The 3,120-nt window shown below is 39.6% G+C and carries 4 protein-coding genes; all 4 read left to right on the forward strand.

What is annotated here, in order from left to right; genetic code table 11:
- Positions 1–143 precede the first annotated feature (143 nt).
- The 4 genes from ribBA (at position 144) to G322_RS0118385 (ending at position 3,024) form a co-directional block, all read left to right on the forward strand.
- Positions 144–1,250, forward strand: coding sequence for a bifunctional 3,4-dihydroxy-2-butanone-4-phosphate synthase/GTP cyclohydrolase II (ribBA, locus tag G322_RS0118370; RefSeq protein ID WP_022943142.1), 1,107 nt, complete (start codon positions 144–146; stop codon positions 1,248–1,250).
- A 72-nt stretch (positions 1,251–1,322) separates the two neighbouring features.
- Positions 1,323–1,790, forward strand: a complete 468-nt coding sequence (gene ribH / locus G322_RS0118375; RefSeq protein ID WP_022943143.1) for a 6,7-dimethyl-8-ribityllumazine synthase — start codon at positions 1,323–1,325, stop codon at positions 1,788–1,790.
- A 5-nt stretch (positions 1,791–1,795) separates the two neighbouring features.
- Entirely contained in the window at positions 1,796–2,215 is a 420-nt protein-coding gene (nusB, locus tag G322_RS0118380) for a transcription antitermination factor NusB (protein WP_028866738.1), read from the forward strand.
- A 101-nt stretch (positions 2,216–2,316) separates the two neighbouring features.
- Positions 2,317–3,024 carry a DUF445 domain-containing protein gene (locus tag G322_RS0118385; RefSeq protein ID WP_022943145.1) on the forward strand — a complete coding sequence of 236 codons (708 nt, stop codon included), beginning with the start codon at positions 2,317–2,319 and terminating at the stop codon, positions 3,022–3,024.
- Positions 3,025–3,120 lie beyond the last annotated feature (96 nt).

Genomic DNA, 3,120 nt, shown 5'->3' on the forward strand with positions numbered 1-3,120 from the left:
TTAAAAACAAAATCGCAAGTAATGTTGAAGCCAATCCTAAATGACGGGTTATTTTGAAAACAAAAGCGCAAGTAATTTTGAAGCCGATCCTAAATATAATTATTGAAGGCTTGTGCCTTACTCTATTCGATGAGGAAATAAACATGAAATTAAATACAACTGCTGAAATTATTGAAGATATTCGCTTAGGTAAAATGGTTATCTTAATGGATGATGAAGATCGTGAAAATGAGGGCGATTTAATCATGGCCGCTGACATGGTAACACCTGAAGCGATCAACTTTATGGCGCAATATGGGCGTGGTCTCATCTGTTTAACCTTAACGGAAGCACGTTGTGAACAACTTAAATTACCCTTAATGGTAGACGATAATACCGCTGCATTTTCAACTAACTTTACGGTTTCCATTGAAGCGGCAGAAGGCGTAACCACCGGTATTTCGGCCGCAGACAGAGCGATTACAGTGCAGCGCGCTGTTGCACTAAATGCAAAACCGACAGATATTGTGATGCCGGGTCATATTTTCCCTCTTAAAGCACAAGCGGGTGGGGTGTTAACACGCGCAGGGCACACTGAAGCAGGTTGCGATTTAGCACGTCTTGCAGGACGAGAGCCAGCGGGCGTCATTGTTGAGATTTTAAATGAAGATGGCAGCATGGCACGTCGTGCTGACTTAGAAATTTTTGCGCAGAAACATGGGCTTAAATTAGGCACGGTCGCTGACTTAATTGAATATCGTAATAACAATGAAACCACCATTGAAAAAGTGTCTAGCTGTAAATTGCCGACTGAGTTTGGTGAATTTGACTTGATTGCTTATCAAGACACCATTGATAAGCAGGTGCATTTTGCATTGGTTAATGGCGAAATAAAAACAGGTGATATAACCAATGTTCGTGTACACCTACAAAATACTTTCTCTGATAACTTCTTTTCTGATCGTTTATCAGAGCAAACGTGGCCAATGCGTGATGCGCTGCAACGTTTAGCAAAAGACGGTGGAGTCTTGGTGATGTTAGGTCATCAAGAGACAGCTGAGTCGTTGATTGAACAGGTCAAAAATATTGCTAAACAGGATGCGGGTGAACGTGTTGCTGCGAAATCGCAAGGTACAAGTCGCCGTGTTGGAGTGGGTTCGCAAATATTACGTGATTTAGGTGTACAAAAAATGGCCTTATTAAGCTCGGAAAAACGTTACCATGCACTCTCTGGTTTTGGCCTTGAAGTGGTTGATTATATCACTGAATAAATTGTGGTTGTCGATAAAAAAAGTGTGCTAGAATGCACAAAATTTGTAAAAAATGGCTAATAAGGGTCGAAAATGAAAATAATTGAAGGTGGCTTAGCTGCCCCAGAAGCGAAAATCGCAATTGTAATCTCTCGCTTTAATAGTTTTATCAATGAGCAACTATTAGCAGGGGCAATTGATACCCTTAAACGTACTGGTCAAGTACAAGATGATAATATCACTGTGGTACGTATGCCGGGCGCTGTTGAATTACCATTAGTCGCAAAACGTGTTGCGGCTTCTAAAAAATATGATGCCATTATCGCATTAGGTACGGTTATTCGTGGTGGTACACCACACTTTGAATTTGTTGCCAATGAGTGTAACAAAGGGCTTGCACAAGTCTCATTAGAGTTTGATATCCCGGTTGCATTGGGTGTATTAACCACCGATTCAATCGATCAAGCAATTGAACGTGCAGGCACTAAAATGGGTAACAAAGGTAGCGAAGCTGCGTTAAGCGCACTTGAGATGGTCAACGTAATGAGAGAACTAGCATAATGAGAATGAAACCCGCTGAGCGTCGTCGCGCACGTCAATTTGCAGTACAAGCTGTTTACCAATGGCAAATTACGGGTGCTCCTTTTGCACAGATTATTGAACAGTTTACCACGGATCAAGATCTGTCAAAAACAGATGTGCCTTATTTTAAAGAGCTATTATCGGGTGTGATCAACCGCATTGAAACGTTGGATGAAAAACTATCTCCTTATCTATCACGTAAAATTAAAGATGTTGATATGGTTGATATCGCTATTTTACGTATTGCCATGTTTGAGTTGAGTTATCGCACTGACGTACCACACAAAGTGGTACTAAACGAAGCGATTGAATTGGCGAAAGACTTTGCCACAGATGATTCATACAAATTTGTAAATGGTGTATTAGATAAAGCGCTACGCAGTTTAAAACTACGCGAAGCATAATTTTATTTATAACTAAAAATCCAGTAACAATCTAGTAGTGATCCAGTAACAATCTAGTCGCATTGTTACTGGATTTTTTTTATCTTTCAAAAGGAATAATGATGAACAAGAGTTTGTTAACCAATATTATTTCTGCCCTCATTTTAGGCGCAGGCTTGTTGTTACAAGAGAGTATGTTAACCATGGTGGGATTATTTGCACTCTCTGGTGCATTAACCAATTGGTTAGCTATCTTTATGCTTTTTGAAAAAATACCTTTCTTGTATGGCTCTGGTGTTGTTCCTGCCCATTTTGAAGAGTTTAAAAAGGGTATTCGTAGCTTGATGATGGATCAGTTTTTTACCCTTGAAAATGTTGATCGCTTTTTGAGTGCTGGCTCATTAGCACCTTCACACCTTAATCTTGCCCCTGTGATTGAACAAGTAGATCTCAATCCAACCTATGATGGTTTAGTGAAAGTGATCATGGAATCGTCATTTGGTAGTATGTTAGGGATGTTTGGTGGAGAAGAGGCGTTAACCCCGCTGCGCGAACCGTTTATTAAACACATGAAAAGCTCTATTATCGAATTAACAGAAGATGAAACGTTTATTGAACTGTTAAAAAAAGAGATTGAACAGCCCGATATGATGCAAGATATCTTGGCTAAAATTGAGAAGATCATTGAGCAACGCTTAGATGAATTAACACCACAACTGGTGAAAGAGATCATTCAAGCGATGATTAAAAAGCACTTAGGTTGGTTAGTTGTTTGGGGTGGTGTGTTTGGTGGTTTGATTGGTCTTATTACCACTTTTGTTATGCGCTAACTAATACCAATTACATTAAGTATGTGATCTAAATTTTCCGCAGAGAAAACAGCTTAATTCAAGGCGTAAGTTGACGTAAATGGTTGTTCCCTTTAC

It is taken from the genome of Psychromonas hadalis ATCC BAA-638 (genome assembly GCF_000420245.1).
GTDB classification, from domain to species: domain Bacteria; phylum Pseudomonadota; class Gammaproteobacteria; order Enterobacterales; family Psychromonadaceae; genus Psychromonas; species Psychromonas hadalis.